The sequence below is a fragment of the Ruminiclostridium papyrosolvens C7 genome (assembly GCF_000421965.1).
Classification (GTDB): Bacteria; Bacillota; Clostridia; order Acetivibrionales; family DSM-1351; genus Ruminiclostridium; species Ruminiclostridium papyrosolvens_A.
On the sequence record NZ_ATAY01000088.1, the window covers coordinates 275,708 to 295,269 of the forward strand.

The following is a 19,562-nucleotide window of genomic DNA, read 5'->3' on the forward strand; positions in this document are numbered from 1 at the left end:
TTTATTTATAAACTATCAACATAATTATCATATATTCGGTTTCTCCTGATGCGTTCCTCAGGACTGAGTTTTTGAGCATCAGCAATCTCATAGCCCCCAAAAGTATCATAAAGTCTGGATGAAGGGTCAACTTCCACAAAAGTACACCATGGAAGCCAATGGTACTGACTTTGTAGAGTTTGCCTCGTAAAGTCTCCGCTTTCATGGCCCAACCCCGGCATTATATAACCTATGCTTCCGTCTATATCACTGGATTGTCTGGTATTTTTGTGAATAAACTCGGCAAAATCCAGATAATGCTCATCCCCGGTTATAACGTACAATCTGTAGTATGTGTAGGAACAAGCGGCCATATATACATCTGCTGCACCACCGATTGTTATAATACTCTGCCCACTTATGGAATACCTGTTGAAGGGATGCTTCTCCATTGGAGCACGTACAGGAAATTTCCATGCATAGGTCCAGGTCTCAGTGTAATCTGCAGCACCTACGGCACCTTCAAGCCATTTCTTTTCTTCTGTCAAATCATACAGAGCAAGAAAGCCAAACATTGCATAAATGCCTGCTTCTTTATCTTGTATATCGGTGTTGTCGCATGTACCGCCTCTGTACTCCATGTTCAGGTAAGCATTTTCATAAGACCAGTCTCCGGCCTTTAAGGCTGCTTTTTTATACCTTTCGTCACCTGTCACTAGGTAAAACTGAACCAGAAAACGTATTACGCTTGGAGTGTTTGACTTAGATTTCATCCTTACAGAGCCATCTGTATTGTATGCACGGTAAAAGCTGCCGTCCTCATTTTGAATACTAATAAGCCAATCAGCTGTTTTTTGGCAGAATTCTCTCCATGTAGACCGCTCGTCCCCCTTCTTTTTCATATAAAGGTATGCGTCCAAAATTGCCTCAATGCCGTCTGCAAGCATTCTTATATAATACGGATACGGTTCAAAAGTACTTATACCCGGATTGTAGCACATATTTGGTAGTCCAGATTCCGTCATAGACGTTCTGACCCAGAAATCAATCAGGTTCACACCTTTATTAAAGGTTTCGGGCATGTTTTCCTTGTCGCCGTACCTCAACAGCTGATAGCCTATTCCCGGCTGCTGCCCTACAAAACCGAATTGAAAGGATACGCAATTTATATCCATATGGGGAAGCTGGCAGGCAAAGGGAAGCCCGAAGGAATCACCATATTGCCGTGTATACCTGTCAAGTATCTTCATGCAGTTATGGAAAAAGAGTTCATTGTCCACATTAAATAACTTGTCTCTCAGTCTGTCATAAGTCAATCTCCAGATATCTCTCATCATAAGCCGAAAGCCGTCGTATTTACCAAAATTCACGGCAACAGAATAATTTTGCTGAAAGCCCGGTTCTACAGGGTGATTAATACGTTGAAAGGTTTTTATTGTTCCGTTGTAGTCAAGTCCTCCATAGTGGTTAACTCCGGGCATTTGTCCGTCACAGCCGGGATAAACATAATCTATTGAAAGCCCGTCGGTTTTTGTTTCGATTTCTTTTCGTACCTCAAAGCCATAATACATATAGTTCATGGTCTTATTTTGCGGTTTGCTCATACCTATTGAGCCGATTGTAAATTTTGCATCTATATTATTTTCAGATTGCAAAATATCCAAAGACCGCATAGTTACATCCGGGGCCCAACGGGATATAGCCGCTGTTTCTCCGGATTCTATATTCTGCATGGCGAATAAAGGCATAGCATACCGTGTTTCCATTTGCCAGAAGTATTCGCAATCCAAGTCCTTTCCAAATGCAAAATCAGGTGCAAATTGGTTTTGTCTGTACCATACACCCGGTGCAAAACAATTATAATCATGGGTATCATTTGATTCAGTCATTGTAAAAGATATTTTAGTTGAAAAGCCAAGGTCATCCCCGGCCTTTAATACCTTGACATTTCTGCTTACCTTGAACCCCGAAGCTCCCGCTTCATATACATCTGAGAAGGAAAACTCAGAACCGGAGTTTACAGTCAGGGTACCCTTTGCAATTATACTATTACCGAAAACATCTACCTCGGTGTAGGCCTTGTCATAAAATTCGTTTATAGCCATTGCTGTCTTAATAGTAACAAACATGGGGCGTTTGTTGAAATATATGGTCTTATGGTTTTTTTGAACCTCCAGACCTCCGTCTTTAAATATAAGTGTGTATTCGCCGCATTCCAGCTTCATGGTAATTTCCCCCTTGGTATTTATGTAAATTCCGGTTTCGTCATCTGATCATTATTCAGTAGCCCAAGCCAGCCCCTTGTCTATATACTCGTTCCAGAATTTCCAATCGTGAACACCAACGTCTTCTACATAGGTATGCTCTACGTTTTCTGAAACAAGGAATTCATGCAAGCCTCTGTTTTCCTTTATAAGAAAATCTTCTGTTCCGCAAGCCATGTATATCTTGGGTATATCTACTTTTCTCTCCTTAAGGCCTCGTATTAGTGCCTCCGGGTCTTTGTCACTTCCCAAAAGCTGGTCAAGATCCCCAAAGACTCTTCTGTAATATGGATAATCTGCAACAGGGCCTTTGAAATCAGGAGTAATCCCGGCAATCTGATTGGTAATAAGTGCTGAAGACAACGCAATAATCCTGCCGAACCTTTCAGAGTATTTCAAGCCGTTTCTTATTGCACCATAACCACCCATGGATAGTCCTCCAATGAATGTGTCCTCTCTTTTATCTGATAAATGGAATGTCTTACGTGTATAGTCAACCAGCTCATTTCCGATTAGTTCGCCGTAATATGCTCCAACATCTTCGTCATCTAAATAGAAGTAATTTTCCCCGGATGGCATAAACACCGCAATATTGTATTTCAGAGAAACCTCCTGTATTTTTGTGAAAGTCAACCAATCCATATGATTGCCTGAATAACCGTGCAAGAGATAAATGGACTTTAAAGGTTCTATTGGCCCTTGAGATTCCTGTCCGGGTGCCTCATATTTATCATTTGGTATCAAAGCATTGAAACATACAGGTCTTTTCATTGTTTTAGCGAAAAAGTTTACTTGAAAAATTGCCATAATAATTCTCCTTTTAAAAAATTTGTATTTAAATACATAATATATTTTAATACCCCGGAATCATACTGTCATCAAGTTTATAGTAGGTGTCAGTCTCATCTGTTACAGGAATGATTTCAAAAAAAGATACTTCGTTTTTGCTTTGGGTAAACTCAAGCAGCAGAATATCCTCAACACAGCTTGCCCTATCGGATATTACCAGAGGTCGTGCTGCATTTCTCAGTATTTCAACCTGCTTTTTACTTGTGAATCTAGGTCGCCCCATTTGTATCCACGTTTTCCATGGGTTACCATAAGCCTCATTTACAATAGTTCTATTAATAAAGTATTCACCTTTTGGCAAATTTAGCTCCAGTGAGAAATGCTTATCAAAATGTTCACCCTTCTCCATTACCGGATTCCATGCGGTTATTGTCACTGTACCGTCAGTTTTTCTTGTTGCCAGCATATTCTCGTCTCTGTACAAGATATCCTTTCCCATTTGTTCAAAAAAGCTGAACATATGGAAAGTCGGCTTTGGAATATTGTTAAGAGCAACAAGACCAAACCCTCCGTGGAACTGAGCTCTTGGAACATCTGCCTCCTCAAATATATCGCTGAAGGTCCAATATGAAAATGAATCTACAATATCTCCAGCCTCACTTATAATCCGCGCCAGATATGCAGCATTGAGGCATGTATCGTGTACAGGATTCAAAGGATTGTATGAAGTGTTGTATTCTGTTATATGGAATGGCAGGTGTGGAAATGGTGAATTATCAATCATTTGCCTTACTGTCTGCAATTCTTTAAGCATTTCTTCAGGTTCCTTGAGATCCTGATAACAAAATTCATGTGTCTGAATTTTTGGCAAATGTGCTGAATATAAATGACGGGAGACGAAGTCGACGGTCGCATTTTCCTTTTTACAGAACTCAAGAAAATCTTTTATCCAGTAATCGGCTCCTCCGCATATAGCAGGGCCACCAACCTGTAAATCCTTATTAATTTCCTTAATTGCCATAGCCGATACCTTATAAAGCTTAAAGTATTCTGTCTCATCGGCATCCTTCCAGAACGCCTTCAAATTTGGCTCGTTCCAGACTTCAAATGGCCACTGGAGAACTTCTTCAATTCCATATCTGCTTATAAAGTGTTTAATTAAAGCTTGTATAAGCTCCTTCCATTTACTATAATCCTTAGGAGGAGTTACATTTCCTTTCCAATAAAAAACAGTCTGCTCTCCCGATGCCAGCTGTGATGGCATAAAGCCCAGCTCAACAAAAGGTTTGAGACCCCTTTCAAGAAATGAATCAAAAATCTTGTCTATGTACGTAAAGTTATAGAAAGGTTTCATTTCTCCGTCTATTTCATATTCCCTATAGATGGCAGTGTCATCATGGAACAGACCATGTCCTCTTATATATTTGAAATTAATTGCCTTCTGAACAAATTCAAGAGTATCCTGATATTCCTTTTGAAGAGCGATTCCCATACGTTCTGTGCCTACACAGAAATTCCAGTTATCCCTGAAAGTTCCTGTCACCTTATCTGAGATCTTTATTTTGTTCATATAATCCTCCTTTAATTTATGTACGAAAAATTAAAATTCCTGTTTTGTATATTTTATTATAAGATTCTATATATTTCAAAATACTTTTATAAATGCTTAACCGAAACTTCACCCATTAGAACACCTTTAATATTGATTCATATATAAAATCTCTGAAATCAGCAAACCCTCCTGCTGTTTTCTGGGAATAATAGAATATACCAACTCGATAACCTATAAAAAGGTCAAGGGTATATGTCATATGCAAATCACTTCCCAATTTTACCCAATTAATACTATCTTGGGAATAATAAAATTCTGCAATATCCCTGCTGTTTTTAAAATCAAATTCGATTCTCAAAAATATGCTATTGTCGGTAAATAGCCTATATTCTTCCTCTTTCTGTCTTCCGTCACTGGCTTTTTTAGTAACAATAATTCTTTTCAAATTATTCTCGTCGGCTCTTATTCCTATAGCTCCATAATCACCCTGTAACGCAATAAGTCCGGCATAGTCCCCTGCTTTCATTCCCTCAGTCTTAAGCTCTACTGAAAATGCACATCTAGGACCGCTTGTTCTTTGGGTTAATGTATTCCTGGCGGTTAAAAGATTTTTTGCCAAAGATTTAGTACGCAATCTCAAATAGCCCGGATGTTCGGTGAATGTCCAACACTCCTCCTCAGGATTGTGATTCCATTCCCATCTTAAATCCAGCTCATTTTCATTATGGTTAAAGCTGTCACATGTTATTAATGGTTTGGCATCATACTCTTTTAAAGGAATCTCAAACTCTTCCGGCACCTTTCCGTTAATCCCCAAATTAGGCCAGCCTGCTTCCCATGAAACAGGAAGTAAATATGGAATTCTTCCTACTGCTCCATGGTCCTGAAACAGAATAGAATACCATTCTCCTTCAAGTGTATCAATTAGAGCCCCCTGAGCAATCCCCTGATTCTGGTATCCCATATCATCATCAAGAAGTATTTTTCTCTCGTATTCTCCCACCAACTCTTTTGATCTGTAACACACAACACGTCTCCGACTATTACCGTCATCGGGCCATTCAATGAAAAGCAAATAATAATAGCCGTAAATTTTATAGGCTCTGCAGCCCTCACAACGAAGCCTTATATTTTCAGAAGGGGTACTGAACAGGCGTTGGTTGATTCCTGCATCTTTTACTCCCGATAAATCCTCTTTTAGTTCCACTATTTTAATATCTCCGTTGCCATATATCAAATAGGGCCTACCGTTATCAAGCAAAAAAGACATATCATGGAAAACATCATTAATGATATAACGATTCCAACCGCTTTTTTCTATATTGTCCGTATAATAAATATATGTCTTTTGCATATCATGGCACACAAAGCATGCATAGTACAGACCGTTGTAAAATTTCAGACTAGTTGCCCATTGTCCCTTGCCATATGCGTTTTTGCCATTTTTAAGCTGATATATGTCATTATCTTCAATAGTATTGAAAACATACGATACCAATTCCCAATGGCATAAATCCTTTGATTTTAATATAGGAGCTCCAGGCATTACAAACATGGTTGTAGATACCATATAATAAGTGTCACCTGTACGTATAACGTCCGGGTCCGGCATATCCGCCCATATAATAGGGTTCTGAATTTTCATGTAAAGTCCTCTTTTTTTATTAGGATTTTGATTTACGACTTTAAGACATTACCACTTGCTTCCGGAAGGGTGGGGACAAATACGCAAAGCATTCATAGCCCTTGCCTTTACAATGCACCCACAAATCATACAAGTGATTCCGTCTGTTAAATGCTTGCAGTTTTTACAGGCTTCCAATCTCTTTTCATATTGTTCATTACCTGTCAATGGCACTCCTGATTGAATTACTCTATTTACTTCCATTTCAATATCAATATCAGTAATATGGATATTTCTATGACATTTAATGCATTTATCCTTCACCGCCACCCTCCTTTAACTGCTAAATATCCCGGCATTAATTATATTCTGCCGGGACATTTAAGTCTGATTATATATTCTATTTTCACATATTTTTGTTTATACAATTTCTATCATTACAACTGATTTTGAAGGTATTATACCTGATATATGGTTATTTTCAAGGCGTATACCTTCAAAATTCTTAATAGTTACGTTATTTGTTTCTTCAAATGTATTTTTTGCATTCATAGCATTGGAAGTAATTATTTCACCTGTACTGCTCTTTGCTGCTATACCTCGAAGATCAATATCAATATCCATATCCTCTGACGGGTTGAGGTTGCAAATGGTTACATGAATTTTTCCTTCGCTATCTATAGAACAAGATGCACTCAGCTGAGGTACCTTTTCTCCATTATAGTTGTATTCAGGGCTTTCAAAATCAAGTGAAAGCAACTCTGCATCCTGATGAACCTTGTACATATCAAATACATGGTAAGTAGGCGTCAGAATCATCTTTTTACCTTCAGTTAAAATAACTGCCTGAAGGACATTTACCATTTGTGCTATGTTTGCCATCTGAACCCTGTCGCAGTGGTTATTGAAAATATTCAGGTGAATTCCGGCAACAAGGGCATCCCTCATGGTGTTTTGCTGGTACAGAAATCCCGGATTTGTTCCGGGTTCAACTGCAAACCATGTACCCCATTCATCAACAATCATGCCTACTTTTTTCTCAGGGTCATACTTATCCATAATGTTTGAATGACGTACCACTAATTCTTCCGTAAACAAAGCATTCTGCATTACTGAAAACCAGTGATTTTCATCAAATTCAGTTGCTGACCCTTGTTCAGACCAATCTTTTGAAATTCTTGTATAATAGTGGATGCTGAGACCATCCATTTGCTTTCCTGCATCTCTCATAAGTACCTCGGTCCAATGATAGTCATCTACCGATGCACCGCCTGCTATTTTGTAGATTTTGTTTTCACCGAAGTTTCTTACATATGTTGCATACCTTTTATATTGATTTGCGTAAAACTCAGCAGTCATGTTTCCGCCGCAGCCCCAGTTTTCATTTCCGACACCGAAATACTTAACCTGCCATGGCTCGTCCTTACCGTTTGCACTTCTTAAATCAGCCATGGGAGATTTTCCATCAAAGGTCATGTATTCAACCCACTGCTGCATTTCATGTACTGTGCCGCTTCCCACATTACCGCATATATACGGTTCTGCGCCCAGCATTTCACACAGCTCAAGAAATTCATGGGTTCCAAAATGGTTATTTTCTACAACTCCGCCCCAATGGGTATTTACCATGCAAGGTCTGTTTTCTTTTGGTCCTATTCCGTCCACCCAGTGATATTCATCTGCAAAGCAGCCTCCCGGCCATCTCAGAACAGGTATCTTCATTTTTTTCAGGGCATCCACAACATCTGTACGGAATCCGTTTATGTTTGGTATTTCAGAGTTTTCTCCAACCCACAGCCCTTCGTATATGCACCTTCCGAGGTGCTCTGAAAAGTGTCCGTATATGTTTTTATTTATTCTGCCTCTTTTTATATCGGCATTTAGTACCATTTTTACCATTTAATAAATCACTCTCCTTAAACCGAAACATTTTATTTTTAAGTATTATTTTACCATTAAATTAGTTTTTACATTCCTTAAATAAGGGTCTAAATCTCTTTCTTCGGTAAGGTCGAGTACAGGATATCCGTCTATATCAAAATGAACACGACGCAGGCCGGAGCTTCTTGGTGCCTCTATTCCCGGCCTTGCATGGTATGCATTCCAAACTACACCTTCATTATCCGTAACATATGAATTATGCCCGGGTCCGAACTCTCCTGGTACACTCCTGCTGGTTAGTAACGGATAGTTTCCTTTTGTCCAGTTCTTAGGTTCAAGAAGATCTGCACCGTGTTCAGCCGTCAACAGTCCTACTACATAGGTGGAATCAACAAGAGCACTGGAAAAAGTAAGGAATAGTTTTTTATCCGTTATTATTGCATACGGACCTTCGTCAACGAAAACATGATTGTTCGCCCAACCGTAATCAGGTTTTGTTAGAATAACCGGATCCGAAATCAATTTCCAAGGCTCTTCAGGATTGATTTTAGCAATATATATCCACGCTCCCAAATCAACCGGAACAAACTGTCTTTCCGACCACGCAGCATAGTATTCGCCATTCCATGGGATGACAGTCATGTCAAGGGAAATAACTTTTCCTGATTCACACAAAAATGTCCCATCCTTTTTCAGAACACGTTGAGGCATGGACCAGTCTTCTTTTTTTGATGGATTTCCGCCTCTTTTGAGTTTCATAACATGTGATTCAATAAACAAAAATTCACTTGATGTGGCAGCATGAAAAATATACAGGTCTTCTCCTATTTGATGAAATTCTGGTGCCCAAAGGAAACCTTTAATATGATCATAAGTGTATGCATCCAGCAACAATTTTTCCTCTGCATTAATCAACTCAGGTATTGAATCCGCTTCTCTGATATATAATGAATTATTTCCGTCTGCGTCATTTGTTGCAATAAAGTAATATTTGTCCTTCCATTTTGTAATGCAAGGATCAGCTCTGTTTATAGCTATAGGAAATTCAAAATGCTCCTGATGAACAGTGCCCGTAATTTCATATTTACCCGGCCTACTCCAATTTATTCCGGTAGTATCCCAATCAATTGTTTTTAAAGAAGTAGTTCCGTCATTATACACTGCTTTTGCTTTTATGGATTTAAGTTCTTCAAATGAGTTTACCGCAACTTCCTCCGGTACTTCCATTCCGATATTTAATGGTGTTGATAGTCTACATTTAAGCCTGTTTCCAATCTTTTCGGAAACAGAGATGATATTACGAGGAATTATTCCTTCGATATCAGTATTAATACTCTGTAATTTAACAGGTTCAACAGCAACAGGCGTAGAGCTTATTTCCAGCAGATGGAGATTTTCTGTTTCTGCTTTAAACCACTTTCCTTCTTCACTCCAGCAAATTGTGTATGTCCCTTTAGTATTATCTAAGCTGCATACAACGTCTTGAATAAAGTTGTCTGAATGAAGGTTTATTAATCCCACTTCAGTATATTGAATAAAGTCCTTTGTTTCAAAAAATAAAATTTTCCCTTTACTTTCCGGATCATTTTCGCCTTCAGCCTCAGTACGAATGGCAACGATTCCAAAAGAATCGTCTGCCAAAGTAAAAATGTACGGGCTCTTCAGGCACTTTGCATTCATTGTTTTATTTGCATTATCCGTTGCTTTAGCGAACAGAACTCCAGAATTATGATTTAGCGCTTCAAAGTTCTGTTCGTCTTCACAATATGCCAAATGCATACTGTAAGCAAGCTTTCCAGAATATACCATTTCATCCTGAGGTTCCCTCGTATAGCACAAGAGATATTTTTCCTTCATTAAGACTATCACCTCTCTATTTTTGATTTATCCCTTTACTCCACCGAGAACTATTCCCTTTACAAAATACTTCTGAAGGAAAGGATATACCAAAACTATAGGCAATGTTCCAAGGAAAATCTGAGATGCCCTTAATGTCCTGTCTGAAATAGTTGCCAACTCGGAAATTTCCTGTCTTGAAAGCATACTGTATGATCTCTGCACTACAATAGTCTGAATATAGCTCTGAAGCGGATAATTTTCTGCCTTATTCATAAGTATCATACCATCAAACCAGTTATTCCAGTGGCCTACCAATGAGAAAAGAGTTATTGTAGCCAAAGCCGGGGTTGACACAGGTACTATTACTCTCCACAGTGTGGTCCAGTGTCCTGCTCCGTCAATAAAGGCAGCTTCATTTAATTCTTTTGGTATTTCTCTGAAGAAGTTAAGCAATAATATTACGCTGAAAACAGGAACGGCTCCCGGAAGAACCAAAGCCCATATCTTATCCAGCAATCCCATTTGCTTAATTACAATATACCACGGAATCAAGCCTCCGTTAAACAACATAGTTATAAAAAACGCCCATGCGTAAAATGTACGGAAACGAAATTCTTTCTTTTCCTTTGATAATGGATAAGCACATAATATAGTAAGTACCAGGTTAACAAATCCACCCAGTGCGATTCTTTCAACTGAAATCAACATAGAGTGCCAGAATGCAGCTCTTTTTGCAACGTAAGCATATGAATTTAATGAAAACTCAACCGGCCAGAATACAACCTTACCGGCTGCAGCAGCCGAACTGGAGCTGAATGACACGGCTAATATGTGAATTAGCGGTATGATACAAAGTAATGCCGCTAACACCAGAAAACAGTTATTTACTATTGTAAACACACTGACTTTCTTTAGTTTTCTACGTTTCATTTAATAAACCCCCTTAAAAAATTCTGTAATCTGCAAATTTATAGGCAAAGAAGTAAGATACTGAAATAAGTGTGAAAGAGACTACTGATTTAAACAGTCCTACCGCTGTGGCAACTCCGTATTGGGCTTCCAGCAGGCCTATTCTATAAACAAAGGTGTCGATAATGTCTCCGCTTTGATAAACAGGGGGACTATATAAATTAAAGATCTGGTCAAATCCGGCATTTAAAACATTACCGAGACTTAATACCATCAGAAGCACAATAACCATCTTCATTCCAGGAAGAGTTATGTGTAAGGTTTGTTTCCATCTGTTGGCTCCATCCATATGGGCAGCTTCGTACAAACTTGGATCAATCCCGGTGATTGCCGCCAGATAGATTATGGTACCATAGCCGAATTCTTTCCATGTTTCTGTCAATACCATTGTGGAAGGAAACCACTTATTGTCTCCCAGAAAAAATATGGGATTAAAACCAAGTGATTTTATTAGAGAATTTAATATTCCGCCGGACGGAGAAAGTATATCAATCAATATTCCTCCCAATACAACCCAGGATAAAAAGTGAGGAAGATATATTAGTGTCTGAATACCTCTTTTTAAAGCGTTATTTGTGACTTCATTAATTAAAATTGCAAATATTATTGGAACAACAAGTCCCAGTATAATTTTCGCCATAGATATGGATATTGTATTCCACATTATGCTGTTAAAATTAGGCATATCTAAAACATATTTAAAGTTTTTAAGACCTACCCATTTCTGATGACCAAACAGGCCCTTTGCGGGAATAAATTTTTGAAAGGCAATTACAATACCCGCCATTGGCAGATAACTGAATAACAATAAAGTTATGAAACCCGGAAGGATCATTAGGTGCAAGGGTAGTTGTTTTTTTATATTTAGATTTTTCAAGCTTATTCCTCCCCTTTTAAGGTGTATAGATAAAAATAGAATAAAACTGTAAGTAAAAAATTTAGGCCTAGAAACGAGAAGGAAAGGATATGAAACGGCTGTATCCTTTCCTTCTCTGTTAACTAGTTAATATTACTTGGATTTAACGGAATCATACCATTCGTTAACTTCCTTTGTCATATCAGCACCGCCTAGTTTATTCCAATCACTTACGAATTTATCAAAATCGCTGATAGGAGCAGCACCCATTATAATTTTTATGAATACTTCTTTTTCCATTTTTTCAAGTGTTGTTTTCTTTTCAGCCATTGTTACTGTTGGAGCTCCAACAAACTTTTCTTTTAACAGCTGATCATTCTTCTTGTATTCAACCATATTACGGAATGCACCGTCTTTACCGTAAATCTTTTCCCATCCCCATTGTGATTTATCGCCTTTTGCATAAGCATCGATATTACCTTGTATAATCTTAGGCTCGTCTTTCAATTTGCTGAAGTCATTGCTCTTTCTTGCATCATCGATTGCTACAAATGCTTCAAGGTTCTTGAATACAGGAGCAGGGCATACAGGAGAGAATTTCCAAACTCCTACACCACCATTCTCAACTGGCATGTAGTACTTATTGAAGTCTGCTGTTTTACCCCAGTTCTTCTCTACATGTTCATTGAAAAGTTTTACAAGTGCTTCAGGATGTTCGTAACCTTTTTTTACTGCAAATATTCTTGTCTGATTGAACTTCAAAGGTACCATAACCTTTTTATCATCATTAGAAACAATAGGATATGCTGTCCAATCCGCATTATTATCATTGTTAAAATTGCTTATGAGCGGATACATCGGGTTCCACTGTGCACCATAGTCCATACCAACTTTACCTGCTGCTACAGTCTCTGCAACCTTACCGCCATCCTTGACACCAAATTCTTTGTCAAGCTGGCCATTTTTGTACATGTCAGCCAATTTCTGAAGTGCTACCTTTGTTTCAGGTAATGTACTACCCCAAGCTATTTTGCCTGAACTATCCTCTATCCACATGTTTGGATAAGCGTGATATCCTGCAAAGAAACCTTCTGTTCCCATACATCCGCTGTAGAGATCTTTTGTGATAGGAAGTCCGATAGTATCGTTCTTTCCGTTTCCGTCAGGATCCTTGGTTGTAAAGGCTTCTGATATTTTTAAAACATCATCCATAGTCTTAGGTACTTGTAAATTTAATTTTTTCAGCCAGTCATTTCTAATCCATAAATATTGAGCGCTTTCATTAGTTGAAACAGGTTCCGGAATAGCCATCATTTTACCGTCAAACATAACTGAATCAATATTACCGGTTCCTTCTTCTGTCATAATTTTCTTGAAATCCTCAGAAGCGTAGTCATTGTAGTATTGAGTCATATCCTCAACCATATCTGAATCAACGAGTTGCTTAAGCTGAGAAGGATTTACAAGAACTACATCAGGAAGTTCTCCAGACGCCAATGTTACATTGATTTTCTGTGTATATGCATCTGATTGTTCATTACCTTTTACTGTCCAATCATATTTTACATTTATACCTAATTCTTCTTGGTATAACTTTGTCCAACGGTTGTCTTCAAGAGTTTCACCTGGTGTCTTAGGCAATATGTTTGCTGCAAGGTCATCATCTATTCCACGAACAAAAGAAATATCAATCGCAGGACTATATTTTCCGAAAGGATCCTTGCTTGCAACTGAAGAAGTAGAACTTTGAGATGATGATGCTGTGCTATCGGATGTATTGTTTTGACTACCGCAAGCTGCAACGATTGAAGCTGTTAAAGATAAAACTACTGCTAATGATACAGCTCTTTTTAAGTAATTGAATCTCATTTGTTTCCTCCTGATATTTATTTATTTGAGGCCTCATCTATATTATAAAGTGAGCTTCCCTACAACACCATTCACATGTTTTTACTTTTGTTGTCTTTTGTTTACTTGTTTATTTAAAAATTATTCATAATTTAGAGTCTTTTTTTACTTTGTTATCATCTATTTACCTGAGACAACCATATCATGGTATTCTTGTGGAGAACATGACATCAATTTTCTGAAGAATCGCGTAAAGGATGCAGCTGTCTCATAACCTACAGCCTTTGCTACTTCATTTATCTTTATCTTTTCATTTTTCAGTAGCTCCTTTGCCCTCTCTATACGGGCATTGTCAATAAAATCAGAAAGGTTCTGATTTGTAACCTGTTTATATAGGCGGGACAAATATGATGGATTTAAGTAAACCTGTTCTGCCAGCCTTACTAAAGAAAGATCCTCACTTAAATGCTCATTTATAAAATTTTGAACGAAATCAACGGCATTGTCCGCCCTTTTCTTTTGTTCCTCTGTCTGTATCTGAAAAATTACATCAGATATATTTATCAGATATTGTACCGCATCTGACCATGTATCGTGTTTGTCAATCCTCATAAGGCTGTTAAGACCTATATGAAAGGCCAGCTTTTCGGTTATGTTCCAGCGATTAATATATGAAAGAATACTTAGCGACACCATGGAATATGCTTCAATGGCTAAGTTGCTGTTTTTACTTTTGATTAATTTTATGGGGCTTAATAATTCATCTAAAACCTCAAAATATTTCTCTTTTTGTCCTGACTCCAGAAATTGCTGAATCAAATCCATATTTCTCTTTCTTAAAATAGTTTCCAATGGCTCATCATTTGTGTCCAGTTCGGGTACTTCTGTTGCAGAACCTGAAGTTAAAATATTGCTATTTTTCACCTCATTATCAATCAACAGCATTTCTATTCCTGTACCTATTCTATAATTCAGAAGTTGATTAAGGGAAAAGTACTTTTTCGATACTTCCTCCCAGCTGCAGGGTTCTCCCCCAAGGGCAAAGCTGATTGATGCATTCATTGATTCTCTGCTGGCAGTCTGTATTACTTCAAGTGTACCCTTAATAAACGAAATGGCCTTTGAATAAAATGCCTTTTCTTCAGTCTTGCTGTAACTGCCGGTCATCAGCTCATTGGGCTGTATAAAGAATATAAACCTGTATCTGTCATCCAAAACACTTATGAATCTGATATTTGTATTAATGTTCTGGGTAATTATTACTTTTATGGAATTTATATATTGTATTTTGTCCCAATAGGACAAATTTCCGGGTATGTTGTCAATATGCCCAAGCAACAGAATTACAGGATGATCAGCATGCATCGGGATTGACAGCTGTTCAAACTGAGATTTATTTACTTCAAGTGATGTCCCCTCGTGCAGCAGATGAATAAAGTAATCCTTCTGAAAAAGTCCCAAAGCAAGTTCAATCTGCTCCTTAGCCTTATGAATCAAGTCTTCTGTTTTAACTTCTTTTTTAATTTCCTCTATGGCATTCTCAACAACGCTGATAACTTTGTCATTATCCTCTGTTTTAAGTATATAGCTTACGCCCTGGTGCTGAATTGCTTTATACACATATTCAAATTCGTTATACCCGGTAAGGAATATTACTTTACATTGCGGCCATCTTCTATATATGACATCCAGTAACTGCAAACCATCCATTTCCGGCATCCTGATATCTGTCAGAACAATATCCATCCTTGTTCTGCTTAACCATTCAACTGCTTCTTCGCCGGAATATGCCCTGTATACATCCAGATCAAGATTCTTCATGCTTCGGAATATCTCGTATAATCCGTTTACAATAATTTCCTCATCATCTACAATTAGTAGCCTATACATTTTTCTACTCCTTCTGTAAAACTATTTTCAATATTGCCTTCAGACCTCCGATTACGCTTCTTGAAATAATCAGACCGCTTTCTTCACCAAAAACCAGCCTTATCCTCCTGTGTATATTTAATGTTCCCGTTGTTTCAATCTCCTGCCCGTTATCCTCCAGTAAATTCTGCAACTTTTCAAGCTCGCTATCTGTTATATCACATCCATTATCTTCAACGATTATTCTTAATTCTCTTTCATTTCCTTCAAAATTAACAAGCAACAATCCACTATTTTTTTTCTTTTCAAGACCGTGTTCAAATGCATTCTCTATGATGGGCTGCAATATAAGTCTGGGTACTTTTAAATCCTTGTACATATCGGGACATTCTCCAAAATGAATTTGAAGTCTTTTGGAAAATCTCATAAGCTGTATTTCCGTATATACCTTGGCATGATTGATTTCTTCCTCCAGAGAAATATTATCCATGGAGTTCCTTGTCACAAAGCGGAAATACTCTCCAAGGTGTTTTGTAAACGGTACTAAATTCTCATCACCAATTCTTGCCATAGTATTAATCATAAAAAAACTGTTATACAGGAAGTGAGGATTAATCTGAGACTGCAAGTGCTTCAATTCAGCTTTCTGCATTAGTATTTTCTGGTTATATACCTGATCTATAAGCATATTAAGATTTTTAACCATGTCATTAAAGCATTTATACAGGTATCCGAACTCGTTATTTGAATCATGATTAATGGATACCTTTAAATCACCGTTTTCCACTTTACGGAAAGACTTTACCAGTTCATTTAATGGCTGATGCATAAATTTATAAGTGGATAATGAGTATATAATTATTATTAAAATAGCAGCAATTGAAAATACCCATGCCCAGATTTTAAAATTTACTATAGGTTTCAGTATAAATTCCTGTGGGAAATACCTTAGTAAAATCATATTTAAATATGAAGAATTTGAATGAACTACATAGTACTTTTTGTTTCCAATTTTCGTAAATATTGTTCCATCTCTCTCTTGTTCATTCATACTCAATAAAATACTCTGAATAAATTGAGTATTATCCTCTTCCGACTTATTCGTAATAATATTTGTAGGTGTTATCAGTATAGAACCGCTTCCAGTATAGGTATTGAATTGTGCAAGGGCTTGTTTTAATGCATTCTGATTCAATTCTATATCAATAGTAAATAAAGGCTTGGTTGCACCGCTGTATTTCTGAAAAGTACTCAGATATAACTGACCGTTATAGTTAATGATTTGTGCTCCCTTTAATCCTGCCGGAACATATATTTCATTGTATTCATTTATGTGAATATCATCTACTCCGCTGTTTGAAGAAACTGTCTTCTCAATTGGGAGAATGTGCACATTTACATCGTTTACATAAATACTGCTATTTTTTATTGCAACAAGTCTTTGTTTTAGTTGAAGCAGGGTTTGGGATATTTCATATTCATTCATGATTTCCCATCTTATTGCAAGCTTGTTTAACTGTTCATCATTCAAGCAATCGTATTGGAGTATTTTAATTCTCTCTATCTCTTTTTCAAGACTTTCAAGATAGAATGATGCCTGAGCAATAGTTGATTTTGATATTTCGCTTTTTACGGTGCGCAAGCCACTATTATATATATAAATACCTAAACCATAAAGAGGAATTATTATTATCAGAAAGGTTATTACAAGACGGCTGAAAATACTGTTTCTAATCTTTATCTTGACCATTTTATTTTACTTCCTCTCTATTTCAATTTAAAATGTGTGATTTTACTCTATATATAAATATTGTTTACATAAACTTATTATAAAGTCAATTAAATTTCTTTACCGATATAGTAACATATACCGAAAAAATATAACAAGCAAAAAAAGAACCGTACTCACGTAATATGTAATTACAATGGGATACGGCTCTTTAGTATTTTGTTCAGTTGCTATTATTTACCTAGCAAATACAATTTCAGATTTGCAAAATCCAGAGCATTTACAGCTCCGTCCTTGTTAATGTCGGCATTTGTTAGAATAATTCCCTCTGCATTTCCGTCCAGAAGATATTTTTTTAATAGAGCGAAGTCGATTGCATTTACTTCTTTATCATTGTTCAAATCTCCGTACAAAACTGTTGTTCCCCCTGACGGATCATTCCCGTATACTTTAACACCATTTTTGTATATTGGAATATTTTCTATTTTTCCATAAACGTCAGTTAAACCTGCAGTAGAAAGATCATTTTTGGAATCCCATAGTTTACTTTCATAATTGTAAATACAGAATTGCACATATGTTCTTGCATACAACTGACTATTTGGGAAAGTAATTTCCACATAATAAATATTTTTATCCTTATCGTATGGCTGAATTCCTGATATTTGAGCCCCAGCAGGAGAATAATATACCTTAGTAGTAAACTTTGCCGGATTAATTCCTTCAGCAGCAAATTCTGATAAGTCAACGAAGAACTTACAGGATAAATCTTTTTCATATTGAGGAGGCGCCGTAACAATATTATACAAATTAAGGTCAACGGTAACACCCTCTATACCAGATTTGTATAGTTTAGCTTCTGAATAGTATTTAGTAGGTTCGCCTTCAATACCCGGAGTAGGGCCAGGGAGCTGGTTTCCTCCAAGATACTTGGACATGCCTGCCAGTGCTCCTACAAAGCCTGCATTATAGTCCAATCCGGTTTCTGAATAAACATATTCATTAACATTGTCATGATATTCATCATTCATGTCTGCTCCCCCTACAAGAGCACCGTATAGGATATGCCTTTCGGGCAGTTCCTTCTTTTCGTCGGCAGGAGGGCCTTCTAGAACGCCACTTGCTGCCCGGTGATGAGGATATTTAGGATAATTATCACCGAAGCCTACTTCGTAGGACATATTATTGGGATTATCCCCCAGTATGTAATCTATCTGACTTTTTGCAAAGTCCAGACATTTCTCATTACCAAAATATTTATAATAAACAAGCTGAACCATACTCTCTGCTGCGGGGTATTTGCAAACACCCCAGCTATCAAGGTATTTCAATCCTGCAGGAGTAGTTTTTAATCTATTCTGCCAGTAATCAATATGGTCATCGGCAATTGATTTGTATAAAGGATTAGTCGAAAGTGTTGCAAGTTTTGTAAATACTCCTGTTAATACATAATCCCAGCACTGGGTCCAATTGTCATTAAAGGAGTTGCCTCCGGTGATTCCTTTCTCAACCATTAGCTTTTCTACATTATCCATATATTTATTATCATTTGTAGCAACATAAAGCCAGATTGACCCCCACATAAGTTCATCCAGATAAGTTCTAGGCAGATAATAGCTTTGTCCTTTACTATTTCCTCTGTAGGTCATACCGAAGTCATAAAGGTCTTTTGCATAAGTAAGGCATTTTTCTGCATAAGTTGAATCTTTGTCCTTATAGTTCAGATACATAAGCGCCAGTGAGGCAGCTGCATCACCCGCTACATCCGAGCCGGGATTTGATGGTGTTGCAACATAATAGGCTGGCCTGTCATATGTCTGAAGTTCAGGCGGCCCCCAATATTGGTGATCCACATCCCCGTCTCCTACCTGATAGTAAAATGTAGTTTTGTTCGGGAAGCATTTCATGAAGTAATCGCAAAAATGCTTCAAAATGTTCAGCATGTAGCCATCCTGTCCCTTTGCAATAAAAGTATCCTTGAACTCATAGTAAGCCCATCCAAGAGTAGATGCCGATGCACATTGCGGCAAACCGAACTTTACATGGTCTCCGCAATCATGGAATCCTCCCGTCAAGTCCAGTCCTACATCCTTTCCGTCATCACAATGGCAAGGGCCGCGCCATTTAATCCTGTTATTTCCTGCGTCAGGGCCGCACCAATTTGCCTCATAGAAAAGAATTGACTTGGCAAATGCATCAACATAGTTAAAGTTATTTTCCTCAGCTGAAACCGCAGGTGGAATAATGCTTACCAGTAAAACAGCAAGCACAATCAGTACACTTACCTTTTTCATTTTTTTACCTCCTTAAATTATTAAATTCCCCGAATTCACAAAGGTTTTCGAGGTATGTATGTTCGGAGC

The 19,562-nt window shown here is 37.5% G+C and carries 13 protein-coding genes; all 13 read right to left on the reverse strand.

The annotated features are described in order from the left end of the window. Window positions 1–5: 5 nt before the first annotated feature. The gene (locus L323_RS38025; RefSeq protein ID WP_020816914.1) at window positions 6–2,204 is read right to left on the reverse strand and encodes a hypothetical protein; all 2,199 of its coding nucleotides are present in this window, start codon (window positions 2,202–2,204) and stop codon (window positions 6–8) included. A gap of 51 nt (window positions 2,205–2,255) precedes the next feature. Beyond that, entirely contained in the window at window positions 2,256–3,050 is a 795-nt protein-coding gene (locus L323_RS38030) for an alpha/beta hydrolase (RefSeq protein WP_020816915.1), read from the reverse strand. A gap of 46 nt (window positions 3,051–3,096) precedes the next feature. Then, on the reverse strand, window positions 3,097–4,602 hold the full coding sequence (locus L323_RS38035) for a GH39 family glycosyl hydrolase (protein WP_020816916.1): 1,506 nt from the start codon (window positions 4,600–4,602) through the stop codon (window positions 3,097–3,099). Between the two features lie 115 nt (window positions 4,603–4,717). Further along, window positions 4,718–6,229 (reverse strand): glycoside hydrolase family 43 protein, encoded by a 1,512-nt coding sequence (locus L323_RS38040; protein WP_020816917.1) that lies wholly within the window; start codon window positions 6,227–6,229, stop codon window positions 4,718–4,720. A 48-nt stretch (window positions 6,230–6,277) separates the two neighbouring features. Beyond that, window positions 6,278–6,532, reverse strand: coding sequence for a DUF6171 family protein (locus L323_RS38045; RefSeq protein WP_020816918.1), 255 nt, complete (start codon window positions 6,530–6,532; stop codon window positions 6,278–6,280). A 96-nt stretch (window positions 6,533–6,628) separates the two neighbouring features. Further along, window positions 6,629–8,107, reverse strand: coding sequence for an alpha-N-arabinofuranosidase (locus L323_RS38050; protein WP_020816919.1), 1,479 nt, complete (start codon window positions 8,105–8,107; stop codon window positions 6,629–6,631). A gap of 45 nt (window positions 8,108–8,152) precedes the next feature. Continuing rightward, window positions 8,153–9,946 (reverse strand): family 43 glycosylhydrolase, encoded by a 1,794-nt coding sequence (locus tag L323_RS38055; protein ID WP_020816920.1) that lies wholly within the window; start codon window positions 9,944–9,946, stop codon window positions 8,153–8,155. 27 nt (window positions 9,947–9,973) lie between these two features. Next, on the reverse strand, window positions 9,974–10,858 hold the full coding sequence (locus L323_RS38060) for a carbohydrate ABC transporter permease (protein ID WP_020816921.1): 885 nt from the start codon (window positions 10,856–10,858) through the stop codon (window positions 9,974–9,976). Window positions 10,859–10,871: 13 nt separating this feature from the next. Next, window positions 10,872–11,774 carry an ABC transporter permease gene (locus tag L323_RS38065; RefSeq protein WP_020816922.1) on the reverse strand — a complete coding sequence of 301 codons (903 nt, stop codon included), beginning with the start codon at window positions 11,772–11,774 and terminating at the stop codon, window positions 10,872–10,874. A gap of 132 nt (window positions 11,775–11,906) precedes the next feature. Next, window positions 11,907–13,622 carry an extracellular solute-binding protein gene (locus tag L323_RS38070; RefSeq protein WP_020816923.1) on the reverse strand — a complete coding sequence of 572 codons (1,716 nt, stop codon included), beginning with the start codon at window positions 13,620–13,622 and terminating at the stop codon, window positions 11,907–11,909. A gap of 159 nt (window positions 13,623–13,781) precedes the next feature. Continuing rightward, window positions 13,782–15,491 (reverse strand): response regulator transcription factor, encoded by a 1,710-nt coding sequence (locus L323_RS38075; RefSeq protein ID WP_020816924.1) that lies wholly within the window; start codon window positions 15,489–15,491, stop codon window positions 13,782–13,784. Window positions 15,492–15,495: 4 nt separating this feature from the next. Then, window positions 15,496–17,220 (reverse strand): sensor histidine kinase, encoded by a 1,725-nt coding sequence (locus L323_RS0121165; RefSeq protein ID WP_031342459.1) that lies wholly within the window; start codon window positions 17,218–17,220, stop codon window positions 15,496–15,498. A 212-nt stretch (window positions 17,221–17,432) separates the two neighbouring features. Beyond that, window positions 17,433–19,493: a glycoside hydrolase family 9 protein gene (locus L323_RS38080; RefSeq protein WP_020816925.1), complete on the reverse strand. Its 2,061-nt coding sequence runs from the start codon at window positions 19,491–19,493 to the stop codon at window positions 17,433–17,435. Window positions 19,494–19,562: the final 69 nt, after the last annotated feature.